This window comes from Pseudomonas sp. S06B 330, assembly GCF_002845275.2.
GTDB lineage: Bacteria > Pseudomonadota > Gammaproteobacteria > Pseudomonadales > Pseudomonadaceae > Aquipseudomonas.
The window spans coordinates 1,248,272-1,266,535 of sequence record NZ_CP088149.1 but is presented as its reverse complement, the minus strand read 5'-3'; the positions used below and the strand labels follow the sequence as shown (position 1 = coordinate 1,266,535).

Sequence of the window (18,264 nt, the reverse complement as noted above, 5' to 3'; positions counted from 1 at the left end):
CATGGATACCCTCAGTTATCTGGGCCAAGGCTTCGGCGTCGCCCTGAGCCCTTACAACCTGGTCACCGCCCTGGCCGGTACCCTGATCGGCACTGTCGTCGGTCTGTTACCAGGCCTGGGCCCGATCAATGGCGTGGCCTTGCTTATCCCCATCGCCTTCGCCCTCGGCCTGCCGCCAGAATCAGCACTGATCCTGCTAGCTGCGGTCTACCTTGGCTGCGAATACGGCGGGCGGATCAGCTCGATCCTGTTGAATATTCCCGGTGAAGCGTCCACCGTCATGACCACTCTCGACGGATACCCCATGGCGCGCCAGGGCCTGGCCGGTGTAGCGCTGTCGTTGTCGGCATGGAGTTCGTTCATCGGCGCGTTCATCGCCACCTGTGGCATGGTGCTGTTTGCCCCGCTGCTGGCCAAATGGGCGATTGCCTTCGGGCCCGCTGAGTATTTCGTGCTGATGGTCTTCGCGATTGTCTGCCTGGGTGGCATGGCCGGCGACCGACCGCTCAAGACCTTCATCGCGGCACTGATCGGCCTGTTCCTCTCCAGCATCGGCATCGACGCCAACAGCGGCGTGTACCGTTTCACCGGTGACAGCGTGCACTTGGCCGACGGTATTCAGTTCGTGGTCTTGGTGCTGGGCCTATTCTCCATCAGCGAAATCCTCCTGCTGCTGGAAAAGACCCACCATGGCCACGCCGCAGTGAAAGCGACCGGACGCATGTTGTTCAACTTCAAGGAAGCCGCTTCAGTATTCGTGGTGAACATTCGCTGTGGTGTGCTCGGTTTCATCATGGGCGTGCTGCCTGGTGCCGGCGCAACCCTGGCCAGCGCCGTGGCCTACATGACCGAGAAGCGCATCGCCGGTGCCAGCGGCACCTTTGGCAAGGGTGACAAACGCGGCTTGGCCGCGCCAGAAACCGCGATTGGCGCTTCCTGCTGCGGCGCTCTGGTGCCCATGCTGACCCTGGGCGTGCCGGGGTCGGGAACCACCGCCGTGATGATCGGCGCGCTGACCTTGTACAACATCACCCCGGGGCCAATGCTGTTCGCACAACAACCCGACATCGTCTGGGGGCTGATCGCCTCGTTGTTCATCGCCAACATCATGTTGGTGATCCTCAACATCCCGATGATCCGCCTGTTCACCCGAATCCTCGCTGTACCTAACTGGGCCCTGGTGCCGGTGATCGCGATCATCACCGCAATCGGCGTCTATGCCGTGCATGCCACCACTTTCGACCTGTTTCTGATGATCGGCATCGGCATCTTCGGCTACATCCTGCGCAAGCTGGACTTCCCGCTGTCGCCCATCCTCCTCGGCTTCATCCTTGGCGGTTTGATGGAGCAAAACCTGCGCCGAGCGTTGTCGATCTCCAACGGTGCCCTGGACATCCTCTGGTCCAGCCCGATCAGCCTGAGTGTCTGGGGCCTGACCCTGGCCATGATGGTGCTGCCACTGCTACGCATCTGGCGCAAGCGCGCTATCCAGCGTCGTGCCCTGGCTGATGTCTGATCGGCCTTTGCAGCTGTGTTGGGCCACTGGGCTGGTCGGTCTGGCGGGCGGTTACCTCGCCAGCCTGGTCGGCTGGCCGCTGCCATGGATGGTCGGCTCATTGCTGGCGATCATCCTGGTACGCTGCCTGACGCCCTGGCAATTGAGCGAAATCCCCGGCGGGCGCAAATGCGGCCAGTGGATCATCGGCATTGGTATTGGCCTGCACTTCACCCCTGCGGTGGTGGAACAGGTGGCCAGCAACTTCGGTTTGATCTTTTGTGGTGCGCTGATCACCAGCGTCTCCAGCGTGGTCGGCATCTGGCTGTTACGCCGCACCGGTGAAGACCGCGCCACCGCATTCTTTTCCAGCATGCCGGGCGGCTCCGGAGAGATGGTCAACCTCGGCGCGCGCAATGGCGCGGTGCTCAGCCAGGTCGCTGCCGCACAGAGCCTGCGGGTGCTGGCGGTGGTGCTGTGTGTACCGGCGCTGTTCAAGTACCTGCTCGGTGACGGGGTGGCAATCACCCATGCCGGCAGTGTCAGCTGGCGCTGGCTGGCGCTGATCTGCCCACTGGGGATTGCCATGGCCTGGCTGTGGCAACGCTTCAAGCAACCCAACCCCTGGCTGTTTGGGCCGCTGTTGGTGGCAGCCATCGCCAGTGTTGGCGCCGATTTGCAAATAGCCCTGCCCGACGGCGCCAGCCAGATCGGCCAATGGCTGATCGGCAGTGGCCTGGGTTGCCACTTCAATCGAGCGTTCTTTCGCCGGGCGCCGTCTTTTTTGGGGCGCACCTTGGTCGCGACGGCGCTAAGCATGCTGATTGCCGCCGCGGCTGCCTGGACCTTGAGCCACCTGACCCAATTGGACCTACGCTCCTTGACCCTGGGCATGATGCCCGGCGGCATTGCTGAAATGAGCCTGACCGCCGAGACCCTTCAGTTGTCAGTACCGCTGGTGACCGCGTTGCAAGTGATGCGCTTACTGTTTGTGCTGTTTCTGGCTGAACCGCTGTTCCGTCACTGGATTGGCGAACATCAAGCAGCCGGGCCAGACAGTAAAAAAGGAAGCTAAGGCTTCCTTTTTTTGCTCTTACAACGGCGGCAAGGCCCATTCCACAGGCGTCAGTCCGTGCTGTTCGAGGAATTTGTTGGTGCGGCTGAAATGCCCACAACCCAGGAACCCACGATAGGCAGACAAGGGCGACGGGTGCACTGACTTGAGGACCAGATGCTTGGTCCCGTCGATCAGCTTCTGTTTGCTTTGCGCATGGGCGCCCCAGAGCAGGAATACCGTGTTGGGCTGGTGCTCACTGACCACTTCAATGACCCGGTCAGTGAAAAACTCCCACCCCTTCTTGGCATGCGAGGCGGCATTTGCGCGCTCCACGGTCATGGTGGTGTTGAGCAGCAACACCCCCTGATCGGCCCAATGCTGCAGGCAGCCATGTTTGGGAATCTCGATGTTCAGGTCGCGGTGTAACTCCTTGTAGATATTGACCAGCGATGGCGGCGTCGGGATCCCCGGCTGTACCGAAAAGCACAGGCCATGGGCCTGACCGGGGCCGTGATACGGATCCTGGCCGAGGATCACTACTTTCACCTGGCCCAGCGGCGTGGAGTTGAGCGCATTGAAAATCAACGGCCCCGGCGGGTAGATCTCTTTGCCCGCCGCATGTTCCTCGCGCAGGAACTCACGCAATTGCTGCATGTAGGGCTGCTCGAATTCGGCGCGCAGCGCTTCTTTCCAGCTCGGTTCAAGTTTGATGCGATCGTCGTCAGTCATGAGGCCATCCGTAAACAATGGCGCGACACTAGGAAAGCTGTCGGTACTTGTCAATCGATCCGACCAGCGACCGGCAGTTTCACCGACACCGACCATACTTGTCCGGATCAGACGAATGAGGTCGCCCATGGCCGTACAGTGCGAAGAACTCACCGGCGTCGATGGCGCCCGCATCGGCATCGCCACCCTGGATGCTGCCAAGACGCTCAATGCCTTGTCGTTACCGATGATCGAAGTGCTCGACCAGCAACTGGCTGAGTGGGCAGACAACCCGGAGGTTGTCTGCGTGCTGCTACGCGGGGCTGGCGCCAAAGCGTTTTGTGCCGGGGGTGATGTACGCAGCCTGGTCCAGGCCTGTCGCGATCATCCCGGGGAAGTACCGCCATTGGCCGCGCGCTTCTTCGCAGACGAGTATCGCCTGGACTACCGCCTGCACACCTACCCCAAGCCGCTGCTGTGCTGGGGCCACGGTCATGTGCTCGGTGGCGGCATGGGTTTGCTGCAAGGGGCCAACGTGCGCATCGTTACCCCAAGCAGCCGCCTGGCCATGCCCGAAATCAGCATCGGTCTGTATCCGGATGTAGGTGCCAGTTGGTTTCTTGCCCGTCTGCCGGGAAAACTCGGGCTGTTTCTAGGGATGACCGGCGCCGGTATCAATGCTCGCGATGCCTTGGATCTGGACCTGGCAGATCGCCTGTTGGGGGAAAACCAGCAAGAAGAACTGATCGACGACCTGTTGCAGCTGAACTGGCAAGAACAGACGGCACTGCAATTGAACAGCCTACTCAAGGCCCAGCAACATCGAACCCAAGTCGAAATGCCGCAAGCCCAATGGCTGCCACGCCGCCAACAGATCGATGCACTGCTCGATGTCAGCGATCCGGTCTGCGCCTGGCGTGCGATAGCCACCCTGCGTAACCACCCCGACACCTTACTGGCCAATGCCGCGCACACCATGCTCGAAGGTTGCCCGCTGACTGCGCACTTGGTCTGGCAGCAGATCCGACGGGCGCGGTACTTGTCATTGGTGCAAGTATTCCAGATGGAATACGCCATGAGCCTCAATTGTTGCCGACACCCGGAGTTCAGTGAAGGTGTACGGGCCCGTTTAATCGACAAAGACCAAAAACCACGCTGGCACTGGGCGGATATCGCCCAGGTGCCAGACGCTGTGATCAATGCGCATTTTTCCAAGGTATGGGAAGGCCGCCATCCCTTGGCGGACCTGGCCTGAAAGGCTCAACGCTGCCAACTGCCCTCTACGCGACCGCCACCGCGGCGATCGTAGCGGTCCTGACGTGAGGACCCTTGGCGGTAGCGCTCCTGCCCCCGCCCGGGATAGGCCTTGTAGTAACGGTCCGGTGCCGAGCGGTAATAATGCGGTGTTGAGCGATAGTAGTGGGGAGCGGGACGGTAGTAATGAGGTGCTGGACGATAGTGATTCGGTGGCGGCGAGTAGTAGCGTGGTTGTGGCGCCACATAGTAGCCACGGTTGTTGGGATAGACAGGCCGGTAATAGCCAGGATAGCCATAGCGATCAGCGGTATAGACTTCGCTTCGGTAGTACCCGTTATCTCCGTAAGGAACGCACGCGGTGGTCAGCAAACTCAGCACTGCAACAAGCAAAAGTCGGCGATACATAGCGGCCTCCTGGACCGCGAAACTGCCCATCCCAGCGGCGCTGGTCGGCGTCGATCAGCAAAGCGCAATCGGCATCAATTAAGACCATCCAAAGCACATCCGGTGCCATTGCAGCAATAATTTGAAACAACGCCAATACCCTTGATATTTGTCCAGTTATTTTCCGGCCGTCGCACTAGAATGAACGCCATTGGCCTATATCAAGGGACTGTCATATTGCCTCGCTCCGCCCTGTTTTCGCAGCGTTCGCTGATTCTGACCTTGCTCTTGCTGCTCGGCTGCGGCTTTCTCGCCACATCGCTGCTGAGTTATTTCGCCTCGCGCAGTTCGATCCGCGACAACATCGTCAATACCGAGCTGCCCCTGACCTCTGACACGGTCTACTCGGAAATCCAGAAGGATCTGGTGCGACCGATCCTGATCTCCTCGATGATGGCTCACGACACCTTCCTGCGGGACTGGGCGCTAGCCGGCGAGCGTGACCCGACGCAGCTCTCCCGCTATCTCAATGAAGTCATGGCGCAGTACCACGCCTACACGGCTTATTTCGTCTCCAGCGCCAGCGGCAACTATTACCAGGCACAAAAGGGTGTGCTCAAGCAGATCAACCCGCAGGAACCACGCGATGCCTGGTACTTTCGCGTGTTGGAAATGGAGGCGCCGTACGAAATCAACGTCGACCTGGACATGGCCAACCAGGACAAGCTCACGGTATTCATCAACTATCGCGTACACGACTACCATGGCAAATTTATCGGCGTTACCGGTATCGGCCTGAGCGTCGAAGCCGTGGTGCGGCTGATCGATGATTACCAACAACGCTACCAGCGCCAGGTGTACTTCGTTGATCGGCAAGGACAGGTGGTCCTGACCGGCTCCAAGGGTGGGGCTCATGGTGCCCGCACCGGCCAGGCGCTGCGCGAGCTGGACGGGGTACGCGAACTGCTCAAGCAGATGCCCACACCGGTCAGCGGTAGCTATGAGTACCTGAGCCGCAACGGTCACAGCCACTTTCTCAATGTACGTCTGGTGCCGGAACTGAACTGGTACCTGTTCGTCGACAAGCGTGAAGACGGCGCCCTGGACAACATCCGCCAGTCGCTGTACCTGAACCTGGCGATCTGCACCATTATCGGACTCGTCGTGCTGTCACTGCTCAATGCCATGGTCAAACGCCACCAGGACAACATTGAAACCCTGGCCACCCTCGACAGCCTCACCGGCCTGCCCAACCGTCGCGGCTTCGACTTGCTGGCCGCGCAGGCCCTGAACGAGGCCCTGCGTGAGCCCAAGCGCCTGGTTGCCTTACTGATCGACCTGGATCACTTCAAGCAGCTCAACGATACCCATGGCCATCTGGCCGGCGACGAAGTGCTGCGCCAGTTCGCCCATGTACTGGAAAACTGCTTGCGCCAGGCGGATATTATCTGTCGTTGGGGTGGTGAGGAATTCATCGTGCTGCTCAAAGACACCGACGCTACCCATGCCCAAGAAGTGGCCGAAAAAATCCGCCTGCACACTGAACAAAGGGCGTTCAACTTCGCCGACACAGTGATCCACTTGACCACCAGCATCGGCTTGAGCAGCCTGCAACCTGACGATACCCTGCACAGCCTGATCGCCCGCGCCGATCATGCGCTGTACCGTGCCAAGCAAAGCGGCCGCAATCGCGTCTGCGTAGAGATGTCCAGGTCCGACTATGAATGACCCGCAATGCTGTCCCGCCTGTGGCGCCAGCAACCGTTGCAGCCTTGCCGACCCGCGCACTGCGGCCCAGGCGTGCTGGTGCTACAGCGTCAGCATCGCCCCCGAAGTACTTGAGACATTGCCTGCCGAACAGCGCAACAAGGCCTGCCTGTGCCCGGCCTGCGCCCAGGTGCTGGAGCAACTGCAAGCGGCAAACAGCGTAAGCGCCGGTTAAACTGCAACGCCCAGCGTCTGGCCTTGTATGCGTCTCGATCGATTCCTCAGTAACCTGCCCTGCTTCAACCGTCAGCAAGTACGCCTACTGCTGGCCGAGCGACGGGTGCGTGTGGACGGCTATTGCGTCAGTGACCCGCGCCTGGAAGTGCGCGAATTCAGCCGCATCGAGGTCGATGATCAAGTGCTTCAGGACGGACGCGCAGCGCGTTATCTGATGCTGCACAAACCCCAAGGCTGCGTTAGCGCCACCCAGGACCCGGAGCACCGCACCGTGCTGGACCTGATCAGTGAGGCAGATAAACACGAGTTGCACATTGCCGGGCGCCTGGACTTCAACACTACCGGCCTGATGCTGCTGACCAACGACGGCCAGTGGTCACGACGACTGACGCAACCACAAACCAAGCTGGCGAAGATTTATTACGTCGAGACCGAGCAGCTTATCGAACCTCACTACATCGACAAGTTTCGCCAAGGCTTCTATTTCGCCTTCGAAGACCTCACCACCCAGCCCGCCGAACTGACCCTGCTCGGTCCGCGCAGCGCTCGCCTGAGCATCGTCGAAGGCCGCTACCACCAGGTAAAGCGCATGTTCGGCCACTTCGACAACAAAGTCGTGCGCCTGCACCGCGAATCCATGGGCCCGTTGCAGTTGGACCCGGGACTGCGTCCTGGCGAGTACCGTGCGCTCTATCCTGAGGAAATTCTGGCGATCTGAAGTCACGACCGCCTGGCGGAAAGATTTCGTCATTTTCCCCAAAGGCACTTGCGGGTTACTGAGCTGCCTGCTTGAATCCAATCGTCGGTCTGCATGTGACTTGCCAGTCACGCTCGTAGTCAAAGACACCTTTTTGCTGGCGACCCGTGCCTCGAAGCATTGGCGTCCAGCAGATTGCCCACCTAGAACAACACCGGTCGACCAGCGCAGCACACGGATCGACAAGGGCCCTCAGCTTCACTTCAAGGCGTATGCCTACCTGTCATAAAGAACGCGCATCCTTGCATGTGCGAACACCCTTTTTGCGCCAGGAGTCGACGACATGAGGCCAGAAATTGCTGTGCTTGATATACAAGGTCAGTATCGGGTTTACACGGAGTTCTATCGCGCAGACGCCGCTGAGAAGACGATCATCCTGATCAATGGCTCGCTGGCCACGACGGCCTCGTTTGCCCAAACAGTGCGTAGCCTGCATCCGCAGTTCAACGTGGTGCTTTACGATCAACCCTATGCCGGCAAGTCCAAGGCGCACAACCGCCACGAGCGCTTGCTGACCAAGGAAACCGAAGGGCAGATCCTCCTCGAATTGATCGAGCATTTCGCCGCCGACCACGTGATGTCGTTCTCCTGGGGCGGTGCCTGCACCCTGCTGGCACTGGCGCACAAGCCTCGGCGCATCGAAAAGGCCGTGGTCAGCTCGTTCTCACCGGTGATCAACGAACCGATGCGCGAATACCTCGAGCGCGGCTGCCAGTACCTCAGCGCCTGTGACCGATACCAGGTTGGCAACCTGGTCAACGACACCATCGGCAAACACCTACCGTCGCTGTTCAAGCGTTTCAACTACCGGCACGTCAGCAGCCTGGACAACCACGAATACGCGCAGATGCACTTTCACATCAACCAGGTGCTCGACCACGACCTGGACAATGCCCTGCGCTCGGCACGGGTGATCGACATTCCGGTGTTGTTCATGAACGGCGAGTGGGACGAATACACCACTACCGACGATGCCCGGCAATTCAGCCAGCATGTGCGTAACAGCCACTTCAGCGAGATCCGTGCCACCGGCCACTTCCTCGACATGGAGCACAAGGCCGCCTGCAATGCTACGCGTGATGCCTTGCTGGGGTTCCTGAAAGCGCCTGTGCGCGAATCGCGCGTTCGTAATCAGTACGTGCCGGGGCATCATGCGCTGGCGATCTGAATACCCTGGTTGGCGGTAGCGCAGCCTTATGCATCAGCGGCCCTATAGGGCAGAAGGAAGATGCCTGACCTCGCGCTACTGGCCGCCTAACGAGGCTTTTTTACCAGCCAAGGCTTCAAATCGCCGCGCACATCTGGTACAACGTCAGCCCTGAAAGCGGGTGTCGTATAATGGCATTACTCCAGCTTCCCAAGCTGATAACGAGGGTTCGATTCCCTTCACCCGCTCCAGCATTCCCCTGACTCGTTAGTCTTCTACAGTTCTTTGAACTGGAAGCGATGAGGCGCCTAGCCCTTTCACACGGGGCATCCGCAGGTTATCCAGCGCAACAGCCTCCACCGCCACTCGAGCGGTATTTAACTACTTTGCAGCACTACCCAGGCACGCTGTCGCCCTACATTCTCTCAGCCCATCTGTTCACCAAACTTGCCCACCGAGCCCATAACGCACCCTGTCCTTGTTTACAAAGTAGGCGGCATGGATAGCAGAATCCTACGTTGAAATATTCAGATAACAGGTCTCGCTCCTGAGCACCCCTACAGGGGTGGCGTTACCCGTTCAAAATGTTCTACTGTTCAAATGACATGCAGACAAGGACGATTGAACATGGCATTTGACGCTTTCCTCAAAATCGATGGTATCCCTGGCGAAGCCCTTGATGATCAACACAAGGACTGGATAGAAATCACCGGGTACCGATTCGGTACTCATCAAAGCACATCAGCTACCGCAAGTTCGTCTGGCGGAGCGTCTTCTGGACGCACAACCGTGAGCGACTTCACGTTCACCAAAAATCTAGACAAATCCAGCTGCAAGCTCATAGAGGCCAGCTGTGCAGGCGAACACTTAAAAGAAGTTGTCGTTACACTACATCGTGCCGGCGGTGAAAAACTCAAGTACTTTGAGATCACATTGGAAGAAGTGATTATTTCAGACTATTCGCAAAGTGCGAATGATGGCGTTCCAACTGAGTCCATCAGTCTAAATTACGGCCGGATAAAAACGACCTACACCCAGCAAAAACGAGGGGATGGTAGCGGCGGAGGTAACGTTGCTGGCGGCTGGGATCGAATCAATAATAAAAAGTACTCCTGAGGCAATCGCCGATGCCAGAAGTCAAGAGCTTCATAAACCCACACGTACAAAATTACTCATACCTTAAGTCAAATTTACAGCTAGGTAAAAACTCTAGCGCGAAATTCGACATATTGAATTCGCACATTGTTAACTCGGTAGTCTTACCAGGCGAGATTATAATCGTTGGAGACAACTCTACTCCCTCCTGTACAGCCGAAGAAGCTTTTTATATGAGGATGGCCGCCAATACCCATACGGCATTGATGACCAACGGCGCACAAAGCGATGGTTTTCTTATTGAGAACCATGAGCTTCTAACAAAAACGCTGGGATACTCCGCTCTTGGCATTGGCAGCATGAGCAGCTCTTGGAGCAAACATCTGGAAGGTATCAAGATAACGCTTGAAGAAATTGACATAGCCCATAAAGATCATCTTAGAAGTGGAACAATCCTCAGCCGGGAAGCCTTTTACGTAAAACGAAAAATCCTATTTGCAAAGCTCGAAAACCAACTAAAAAGCTTTGCCAGCTACGGGTCAGGCCTGCGCAACCAGGGGTCTATCAAGAAAACACTTGGGATTTCCACGAAAAGCTATTTACACTCTGGAGTAATCGCAGGGTACGCCGACACAATTAATGACGTGGCGAAAGCTTCAAATCTTTTGAAACACGGAACATACTTAGGCATAGGATTAGATATTACCGCAACCGGAATATCCATCAACAATGCGTGTTCAAGTGGCCGTGAAGACGAATGCAGGAAAGCAAAATATGTTGAAACAAGCAAGCTCGGAATTACCATACTAAGCGGATCGGCCGGGGGCGGCGTAGGCGCAATGGCCGCAACCAGCCTTTGCGTTATTGCACTCGGCATTGCAACTGGAGGACCTGGTGCATTTGCTTGTGCTTTTATAGGCTCAATCATTGGTGGAGCCGCCGCCGGCCATATAGGTGGTAAAGGCGGTGAACTGCTTGGCAATGCCATCTACGAGGCATTCTAAAAGTGAACCAAATAGAATTAGGATTTATCGTTGGCGCAATAAGCATAATGATGCTTTTGAATCTTGTCTTCATGGCGTATTTAGCAACCTTCAAGCTACCCATTGCTGAAAGCCACCTCCCCAACTCAAACTGGATACAAGACAACAAAAAAGCCCTAGCAAAAACAGGGTGGATAGGGTCCATTTACAAGCTAAATGCAATTGCAATAATGCTAGCCATGCCTAAATTAAGTAAAAAAAGAAATCTAGTCGACCTCCCCGAAATATTGGCATTTCCTAAAAAATTAAAGTTACTCATAATAAGCAATTATCTCTCTTTAATTTTACTACTGTGCTGCCTTACGATTACCGTGAGCTTATCAAAAACATAGCAAGTACATCTTAGCACCTGCACTGATGCAAGAACCGACGATTCTAAAAACTCGACCAACATTGGCGACAACTGATATTCACGAGACCTATGAGCACTACAAGATTTGAGCTTGGCATTATTGCTGGAGTGGTAATAGCAGCGATGCTTCTGAATTTGTTCTACATGGCCTATTTAATACGTTTCAAGCTAGAAAAAGCGGAGATCCATTTAGTCAATTCCGCCTGGATATCCAACAACAGAAAAATGCTGCTATACAGCGGATGGATAGGCGCCATTTACAGGCTTAACGCCATAGCTATAGTTTTAACCATGCCAGTCCTAAGCGCGAAAAGAGAACTTGGTTCATTACCTGAAATTTTGGCATTTCCTAAAAAATTAAAAACACTTATACTCACCAACTATTGTTTTTTGATCTTATCTACTTGTGCCCTCGCAGCTGTTGCAATCGTTTCAAAAACCTCCCTATCCCCCACCCCCTAGCCCGGACAAGCTGACGACAGCCGCCCAGCACAACCTTTTGATCTGACCCCCTACCCCGGTACTCGCAATACGCTTTAATAAAGGCAATTGCCTGTTTTTCAGCCCTGTCGCGCAACACTCGAAAGGACCCTTTCATGCTGCTGTCTCGCTGGCTCCCGGGCCTGGCCAATCTCTTGCGTTATCGTCGCGAATGGTTCCACGCCGACCTGCAGGCCGGGTTGTCGGTAGCTGCGATTCAAATACCGATTGCTATCGCCTATGCGCAAATTGTCGGCCTGCCGCCGCAGTACGGGCTATATGCGTGCATTCTGCCCATGATGGTTTATGCCCTGGTGGGCAGTTCGCGCCAGTTGATGGTCGGCCCAGATGCGGCCACCTGCGCCATGGTGGCAGGGGCCATTGCCCCGCTGGCGATGGGGGATCCCGCCCGACTGGCGCAGTTGTCGGTGATTATCACCCTCCTGGTGGGCCTGATGCTGATCGGTGCCGGGTTGGCCCGCGCCGGCTTTATTGCCAGTTTTTTCTCGCGTCCGATTCTGATCGGTTACCTCAACGGCATCGGTTTGAGCCTGCTGGCCGGTCAACTGGGTAAAGTGCTGGGGTTCAAGATTGAAGGTGATGGTTTCATCCTCAGCCTGATCAACCTGCTGCAGCGTCTGGGAGAAATCCACTGGGTAACGCTGAGCATCGGTCTGGCCGGTCTGGCACTGTTGATCTGGATACCCCGCCGTTTCCCGCGCCTGCCCGCCGCACTGGTCACCGTGGTGCTGGCGACGCTGGTGGTCGGCGTGTTTGGCCTGGACCACTTCGGCGTGGCGATTCTCGGCCCGGTACCTGCCGGTATTCCAGAATTGGCCTGGCCTGAAACCAACCTCAGTGAGATGAAAAGCCTGCTGCGTGACGCCCTTGGTATCGCCACGGTGAGCTTTTGCAGCGCAATGCTCACTGCCCGCAGCTTTGCCGCCCGGCATGGCTACGCGATCAATGCCAACCACGAATTCCTCGCACTTGGCGTAACCAACATCGCTGCCGGGATGTCTCAAGGTTTCGCCATCAGTGGCGCCGACTCACGCACCGCCGTCAACGACATGGTCGGTGGCAAAAGCCAACTGGTGGGCATTATCGCCGCCTTGGTGATCGCCATCATCCTGTTGTTCTTTACCGCGCCGATGGCCTGGATTCCTCAGGCGGCCCTGGGCGCGGTGCTGCTGATGGCCGGCTGGGGCCTGATCGACGTGAAATCCCTACGCAAAATCTACAAGCTCAGCCGCTTCGAATTCTGGCTGTGTGTGCTGACTACCGCAGGCGTGCTGGGGGTCGGGGTGCTGCCGGGCATTATCATTGCCGTGACCCTGGCGATCCTGCGTTTGCTCTACAGCATCTACCAACCCACCGATGCAGTGCTTGGCTGGATACCTGGCGTTGAAGGCCAGGTGGACATCCGTCAGCACAAGGAGGCACGCACGGTCAAAGGCCTGGTGGTGTATCGCTTCGATGATGCAATTCTGTTTTTCAACGCCGACTACTTCAAGATGCGCCTGCTCGAAGCGGTACAACAGGAGCTTGAGCCACGGGCAGTGCTGTTTGACGCTGAAGCGGTAAGTTCCATCGACGTCAGTGGCATTTCCGCGCTGCGCGAAGTGCGTGACACCCTTAGCGCGCGTGGTATCCACTTCGGGATCGCCCGGGCACGCGGACAGTTCTTGCGCATGCTGGTGCGCTCGGGGATTGCGCGGGAAATGGAGAGCGGCATGCTCTTTGGTTCGGTGCGTTCGGGGATTCGCGCGTACCGTTTGTGGCGTAATCGCAGCCGTAAGGAAGGCTTGCCCCAGCCGCTCTGATTGACTCCGAGACGGCAAGGTCGGCTCCCACAGGTGTAGCCGCTGCCGTGAGGCTGCGATCGGGCGGGAAACGGCCGCAAAACCTGACCACCGCGATTCCCAAGCCTAATGAGGTGACCGCATTGCGACTGCTCTGTAGTCGATCGCAGCCTCCTGCCTCGGCAGCGGCTACAAGATGTACTGCGGCGGCCGAATTCAGGAACGCGGCATCAACCCCGGCAGCGCATGCATCAGGGCATTGACGGCAAAGCCGATGAACATCACCCCGCAGGCGCGGGTGATCCACAGTTCATAGCGGGTGTAGAGGGTGCGTACATGCCGGGCGCCGACAATGGCAATCAGGATCACGTAAGCCAGCAGGCCACCGAGAAAACTCAGCGCAATCAACGCCGGCAACATCGACCACTCCAAGGTTTCGGCACGGCTGGAGATCAGCGCGGTGAAGGTGGCCACCGCCACCGGATACGCCTTGGGATTGGTCAGACCGAAAACGATGCCGTGCCAGAACGGTTTGCGCACCGGCCCCTGTTCACCGCCTGCATTACCCGGACGACTGCGCAATGCACGCAGGCCGAGCCAGAACAGGTACAAGCCACTGAGCAAACCGAGAATGTCGAACACTGAACTACCAATCTGGCGGGCACCGACAATCGCCACCAGGGCCGTGCTGCACCACAGCACGTCACCGAGCAGATGACCGCAGAGGAACCCGGCACCGGCACGCCGCCCGCGCGATGCGCCGATTCCCAACACCGCCAGCACGCCTGGCCCCGGGGTAATGCCATAAATGAATCCGGAAGCAAGCACAGCGAACAACAGTGAAAAGGTCATGGGAAACCGGTCCTGGGCGACTACGCAAAGGCCGAAGTCTACGGTAGCCGCTGATTCCAGACCAGAGACTCAATAACCGCCCGCGGCAAGGATCTGTGCTTCGCTCCGCGCGGGCGCACGGGATAAGTAGCGCAACAACTGACCACTGCGATTGGTGAAGATGCCATCGACACCCGCGGCCATGACCTTGGCGAAATCCACCGTCTCGTCAACCGTGTACACATGCACCAGCAACCCCTTGTCATGGCTCAGCTTATTCATCCAGGGTTGCACCAGGTCGGCATAGCTTTGCGCCCCACCCGCCGTCCGCAACGCCGAGGGCCCGGTGCCAATGGCACCGGCGTTCTTGGCGTAATCAAGCCAACGCGCAAACTCTGCAGTGTCCTTGGGTTGCTGGCGTGCATAGAAGGCCGCCTTGTCGGTCTCACCGGATTCGGCAAAGTTTTGCCCGGAGGCTGGCTCGATATAGCCTTTGCCAATCCACAACAGCAGCACCTTGGGCACCTGCGGCATGTGCTGATGCAGCAGTGTCAGGCTGTTGCGATCGAAACTCTGCAGTACCACGCGCCCAGGGTTGTCCAGCCAGCCACGCGCTTGCAGGCGGGCTTTGAGGTCTGCCTCGATACCTGGGAAAAACCTTGGTTCCTTGGTTTCGATATACAAGCCCGGGCGCTTGTCAGGGTGGCCTTCGGCGATGTCCATGACCTCGTCCAGGGTGAGGATCTGCAGACCTTTGAAGCGTTCTCGCGCCCGCTCGGGATAGGCTTGATTGAACCAGCTACCGGCATCCAGAGATTTGAGTTCAGCCACGGTGAACGCACTGACCGGGCTGTCCTGGCGTTCGGGAAAGCGCTGGACGACATCACTGGTGCGCTGCAGGTTTTCATCGTGCACCGCCACCAACACGCCATCTTTGCTGCGCTGCAGGTCCAGCTCAAGGTAGTCGGCGCCCAGATCGCGGGCTAATAGGTAAGCGGCAGCAGTCGATTCCGGGGCATCGAACGACGCCCCGCGATGAGCAATCACCGCCGGGTAAGGGATGCCTTGGCGGGCTGCCAGTTCACTGTCCTGACCAGCCTCGGCCAGCGTTGCAATGGGCAGTAAGAGCAGAGCCCACAGCCTACGAAACCCTTTCATAATCCCACTCCTCTTCATTGCCAGCGACACCAGCATAGTCACCAACACTGATGACAACCCGGTGGCATGCTAAAGTCGCGCCGATCCACAGACGCACCTGGAACACAGACCCCATGCCCCACGCCGACCTCGATGCCAGCCTTCACCTTTGGCCGGACCTCAATGCCACGCACCCCAGCTCCGGCCTCCTGCTGGGCAATGGTGCCAGTCGTGCGCTGTGGCGCCCCTTTACCTATTTTTCCCTGTTCGAAGAAGCCCAGCGCGTGCGCCACAAGCCCTTGAGCCTGACCGACCAGGCCTTGTTCAAGTCCTTGGGCAGTGAACTGTTCGAGCCGGTGCTCAGTGCCTTGAACACCACGGTACGCATCAATGCCGCCCTGGCGATCAGTTCATCGGCACCGTTGAACCGCTATTACGCTATCAAGGAAGCGTTGATTCACGCCGTGCGCAGCGTGCACATCCCCTGGCGCCTGCTGCCGATAGCGACCCTGCAGGTGATCAACAACGAACTGCGCAACTATCGCAGCGTCTATTCCAGCAACTACGACCTGGTCTGCCACTGGGCCGTCAGCCATGCTCCGGAAGGATTCCAGTCGTTGTTCAATGACGACGGCGATTTCGACATCCGCCATACACGCGGCCCCGGCACCCGCCTGCTATACCTGCACGGTGGCTTGCACCTGCTCAAGCAACAGGACGGCAGCAGCCGTCAACGCAGCGCCAGCGGCAGTCAGCTGCTCGATGGTTTTGCCGTGAACACCCCCGGCGATGTGCCGCTGTTCGTCAACGAAAGCAACAGCGATGACAAGCTCAAGGCAATTCGCAGCTCTGACTACCTGAGCTGGTGCCTGGGCGAACTGGCAGGTCATCAAGGTGGGTTGTGCCTGTTCGGCCAGCACCTGGACGCCAGTGATCGCCACTTGCTTGAGGCCATCAAACAGGCACGCCCGACGCACCTGGCGATTGCTATCAGAGCATTGAGCGAGGCGTCGATCATCAGTCAGAAGCAGCATTACGCTCAGCGCTTTGCCGACGCTCCACACATCCCGCTGTACTTCTTCGACGCCAGCAGCCATCCCCTTGGGCTCTGCGACCTGGAAGTAGCCGTGCCAACGCCGGTGCGCAAGCGACGCTGATAACGCCACAACATCGCCAATAGCAAATAACAATTATTATCGATAGTATTCGCAACTTTCTATTTGCTCCACCCTGGAAAGCTTGCATGCAGCGTCCCAAATCCGATCCGCTTGCCCATGACACCTGCCGCGGGTTCTACGCCGACATCCTGCATTTCCTGCGCAAGCGCATGGGCAATGCCAATGATGCCGCCGACATGACCCAAGACGTGTTCGCCCAATGGCTGGGCTATCGGGACCGATCACAGGTGGAACAACCGCGCGCGTTTCTGTTTCAGGTCGCACGCAACCTGCTCAACGACCACTGGCGCCGCCAACGCGTGCGCCATGCCGCGATTGATCAGCAGACACGAGCGGACGAAGAGGCAGGGCTCGACACCAACACCGATCCGTTGAATCACGCCCAACAGCAGCAACGCCTGGAGCACTTGAAAAGCGTCCTTGCCGAGCTCTCGCCGCGGCGCCGCGAAGCCCTTATGCTGCACCGCTTTGAAGGTTTGACGCAGGCACAGATCGGTGAGCGCATGGGCATTTCGGTGAGCATGGTAGAAAAACACATTGCCGCGGCCCTCCTGCATTGCAAACAACGCCTGGACAGTGACAACGGCATGGAGCAGCGACAATGAGTACCCTCCCCGATACCGATAATCGTTCGGTCGATGCCCAGGCGGCGAGCTGGTTCACCCGCAACCGCAACCATCCCTCACGGGCCTTGCGCAAAGACTTTGCGCTGTGGCTACAGACGCCTGAACATGCTCACGCCTACACCCAGTTCGAGCAGCTCTGGCAAGACCTGGCTGCGCTCAAAAGCCTCAACCAAGTGGTCGCCTTGCCGGTGCGCAAGGCACGCAACTGGCGTCCGGTGCTGGCCACGGCCGCAGCCCTGGTCTGCGCGCTACTGGCCGGTAATCTGGGGCTACCTGCCAATCACCATGTGCAAACCGTGGCAGCCAACAGCGACTATGCGCAAACGCTGACACTGCCCGACGGCAGCCAGCTTAGCGTCAATGCCCATACTCACCTGCGAGTGGAATTCGATGCCGAGCGACGACTGATTTACCTCGATAGCGGCCAGCTCTACATCGATGTTGCTGCCGACAAAGAGCGCCCGTTGTATGTCGATGCCGGGAGCGCTCGGGTGCGCGTAGTCGGTACGGCTTTCGACCTGCGCCGCGGCCGTCAGGAACTGGTACTGAGTGTCGCCCACGGCCAGGTCGCCCTGGACACGCCAGGTGAAAATCGCGATCCGCTGTTGCTCGGCGCACGCCAGCGCGCCACCTATGACCTGACCCGTGGCAGCTTGAGCCAGCAAGCCCTGAGCGATCAGGAAGTCGCCGACTGGCGCAGCGGCCATGTGGCCTTTCGCGACCGCGAGCTGAGCAGCCTGGTCGATGAAATCTCACTCTACCGCGCTGCGCCGATCCTGATTGCCGATCCAGCGCTGGGCCGCTACCGGGTTTCGGGCAACCTCGATGTCAACGACCCTGACGCCTTACTCAATGCCTTGCCCGCGCTACTACCGGTCAAGACCATGACCCTGGCCGATGGCAGCCTGCGTATCGAGCGCAAATAGAAATCTGAGAATATTTTTCATTCGCATATGAGGGTTTTCCACAGC

General features: G+C 57.9%; 18 protein-coding genes and 1 tRNA gene. 15 read left to right on the top strand and 4 right to left on the bottom strand.

Going from position 1 to position 18,264, the window contains the following annotated elements:
- The first annotated feature begins 1 nt into the window (after nucleotide 1).
- Nucleotides 2–1,516: a tripartite tricarboxylate transporter permease gene (locus CX511_RS05970; protein ID WP_045185626.1), complete on the top strand. Its 1,515-nt coding sequence runs from the start codon at nucleotides 2–4 to the stop codon at nucleotides 1,514–1,516.
- A complete protein-coding gene (locus CX511_RS05965) occupies nucleotides 1,509–2,570 on the top strand; it encodes an AbrB family transcriptional regulator (RefSeq protein WP_101293716.1) in 1,062 nt (353 codons plus the stop codon). Before CX511_RS05970 ends, CX511_RS05965 begins: the two co-directional genes overlap by 8 nt.
- Before the next feature lie 18 nt (nucleotides 2,571–2,588).
- Here CX511_RS05965 and ung read toward each other — a convergent pair whose 3' ends face one another.
- A complete protein-coding gene (gene ung / locus CX511_RS05960; RefSeq protein WP_045185622.1) occupies nucleotides 2,589–3,281 on the bottom strand; it encodes a uracil-DNA glycosylase in 693 nt (230 codons plus the stop codon).
- Nucleotides 3,282–3,408: 127 nt separating this feature from the next.
- On the opposite strand from ung, the gene dspII reads away from it, so the two are divergent.
- Complete coding sequence (dspII, locus tag CX511_RS05955; RefSeq protein WP_045185621.1) at nucleotides 3,409–4,515, top strand: enoyl-CoA hydratase/isomerase DspII; 1,107 nt, start codon at nucleotides 3,409–3,411, stop codon at nucleotides 4,513–4,515.
- Between the two features lie 5 nt (nucleotides 4,516–4,520).
- On the opposite strand, the gene CX511_RS05950 is transcribed toward dspII, so the two are convergent.
- Nucleotides 4,521–4,922: a hypothetical protein gene (locus CX511_RS05950; RefSeq protein WP_045185619.1), complete on the bottom strand. Its 402-nt coding sequence runs from the start codon at nucleotides 4,920–4,922 to the stop codon at nucleotides 4,521–4,523.
- A gap of 216 nt (nucleotides 4,923–5,138) precedes the next feature.
- Here CX511_RS05950 and CX511_RS05945 point away from each other — a divergent pair, with 216 nt between their 5' ends.
- The 9 genes from CX511_RS05945 to CX511_RS05905 all read left to right on the top strand — a co-directional run bounded on the left by CX511_RS05945 (nucleotide 5,139) and on the right by CX511_RS05905 (nucleotide 13,542).
- Entirely contained in the window at nucleotides 5,139–6,629 is a 1,491-nt protein-coding gene (locus CX511_RS05945) for a sensor domain-containing diguanylate cyclase (RefSeq protein WP_045185867.1), read from the top strand.
- Nucleotides 6,622–6,843 carry a cysteine-rich CWC family protein gene (locus CX511_RS05940; RefSeq protein ID WP_045185615.1) on the top strand — a complete coding sequence of 74 codons (222 nt, stop codon included), beginning with the start codon at nucleotides 6,622–6,624 and terminating at the stop codon, nucleotides 6,841–6,843. Before CX511_RS05945 ends, CX511_RS05940 begins: the two co-directional genes overlap by 8 nt.
- Before the next feature lie 27 nt (nucleotides 6,844–6,870).
- Entirely contained in the window at nucleotides 6,871–7,563 is a 693-nt protein-coding gene (locus CX511_RS05935) for a pseudouridine synthase (protein WP_045185612.1), read from the top strand.
- A 322-nt stretch (nucleotides 7,564–7,885) separates the two neighbouring features.
- Nucleotides 7,886–8,770: an alpha/beta fold hydrolase gene (locus tag CX511_RS05930; RefSeq protein WP_045185609.1), complete on the top strand. Its 885-nt coding sequence runs from the start codon at nucleotides 7,886–7,888 to the stop codon at nucleotides 8,768–8,770.
- Between the two features lie 156 nt (nucleotides 8,771–8,926).
- Nucleotides 8,927–9,000: transfer RNA gene (locus CX511_RS05925), tRNA-Gly, on the top strand.
- Nucleotides 9,001–9,376: 376 nt separating this feature from the next.
- A complete protein-coding gene (locus CX511_RS05920) occupies nucleotides 9,377–9,865 on the top strand; it encodes an Hcp family type VI secretion system effector (RefSeq protein ID WP_101293717.1) in 489 nt (162 codons plus the stop codon).
- An 11-nt stretch (nucleotides 9,866–9,876) separates the two neighbouring features.
- Complete coding sequence (locus CX511_RS05915) at nucleotides 9,877–10,848, top strand: hypothetical protein (protein WP_101293718.1); 972 nt, start codon at nucleotides 9,877–9,879, stop codon at nucleotides 10,846–10,848.
- A gap of 460 nt (nucleotides 10,849–11,308) precedes the next feature.
- Nucleotides 11,309–11,701, top strand: a complete 393-nt coding sequence (locus CX511_RS05910; protein ID WP_143527792.1) for a hypothetical protein — start codon at nucleotides 11,309–11,311, stop codon at nucleotides 11,699–11,701.
- Nucleotides 11,702–11,835: 134 nt separating this feature from the next.
- Nucleotides 11,836–13,542, top strand: coding sequence for a SulP family inorganic anion transporter (locus CX511_RS05905; RefSeq protein WP_045185604.1), 1,707 nt, complete (start codon nucleotides 11,836–11,838; stop codon nucleotides 13,540–13,542).
- 195 nt (nucleotides 13,543–13,737) lie between these two features.
- On the opposite strand, the gene CX511_RS05900 is transcribed toward CX511_RS05905, so the two are convergent.
- Together CX511_RS05900 and CX511_RS05895 are read right to left on the bottom strand one after the other, a co-directional pair.
- On the bottom strand, nucleotides 13,738–14,373 hold the full coding sequence (locus tag CX511_RS05900; protein ID WP_045185602.1) for a LysE family translocator: 636 nt from the start codon (nucleotides 14,371–14,373) through the stop codon (nucleotides 13,738–13,740).
- A gap of 69 nt (nucleotides 14,374–14,442) precedes the next feature.
- Nucleotides 14,443–15,510: a glycerophosphodiester phosphodiesterase gene (locus CX511_RS05895; protein WP_082071364.1), complete on the bottom strand. Its 1,068-nt coding sequence runs from the start codon at nucleotides 15,508–15,510 to the stop codon at nucleotides 14,443–14,445.
- 113 nt (nucleotides 15,511–15,623) lie between these two features.
- Here CX511_RS05895 and CX511_RS05890 point away from each other — a divergent pair, with 113 nt between their 5' ends.
- The 3 genes from CX511_RS05890 to CX511_RS05880 all read left to right on the top strand — a co-directional run bounded on the left by CX511_RS05890 (nucleotide 15,624) and on the right by CX511_RS05880 (nucleotide 18,219).
- On the top strand, nucleotides 15,624–16,646 hold the full coding sequence (locus CX511_RS05890) for a DUF4917 family protein (protein ID WP_045185599.1): 1,023 nt from the start codon (nucleotides 15,624–15,626) through the stop codon (nucleotides 16,644–16,646).
- 86 nt (nucleotides 16,647–16,732) lie between these two features.
- Nucleotides 16,733–17,272, top strand: coding sequence for an RNA polymerase sigma factor (locus tag CX511_RS05885; RefSeq protein WP_045185596.1), 540 nt, complete (start codon nucleotides 16,733–16,735; stop codon nucleotides 17,270–17,272).
- Nucleotides 17,269–18,219 carry a FecR family protein gene (locus tag CX511_RS05880; protein ID WP_101293720.1) on the top strand — a complete coding sequence of 317 codons (951 nt, stop codon included), beginning with the start codon at nucleotides 17,269–17,271 and terminating at the stop codon, nucleotides 18,217–18,219. Before CX511_RS05885 ends, CX511_RS05880 begins: the two co-directional genes overlap by 4 nt.
- Nucleotides 18,220–18,264: the final 45 nt, after the last annotated feature.